General features: G+C 71.8%; 1 protein-coding gene. It reads right to left on the bottom strand.

Annotated elements, in window-relative coordinates:
* On the bottom strand, positions 1–373 hold a 373-nt coding region (locus AC0IYH_RS29855), incomplete at both ends, for a CgeB family protein (RefSeq protein ID WP_471837697.1).

Below are 373 nucleotides of genomic sequence, written 5' to 3'. Positions count from 1 at the left end.
GCCCGCGCCTCGTCCGGATAGCGGACGCCGTAGATATCGAGCGGCAGGCCGACCGCGGCGGCGGGGGCGAACAGGAAGCGCTCCAGTTCCGCCGTCCGCTCGCCGTCGCCCCAATTGCCGATCCAGACCAGCCCATCGCGCTCGCCCTCAACCTCGGGTGGATGGAACAGGCGGGTGTCGGCCGCCTCGTGCCAGACCCACACACGGTCGCGCCAGCCCCAGCCGCGATACACCTCCGCCAGCGTCTCCCCGAAGGCGAGGACACCGTCATAGCCCGACAGGTCGAACGCCTGCATCTCTTCGGGCGCACTGACGGCGCGGTGGTGCGTGTCGTGGAACAACAGGCGGAACCGCGCGCCGCGCGCGCGCAGCC

The sequence above is a fragment of the Pseudomonas sp. AC463 genome (assembly GCF_979253585.1).
Note: the sequence above shows the minus strand (reverse complement) of the source record. Positions and strands in the feature narration are given on the sequence as shown.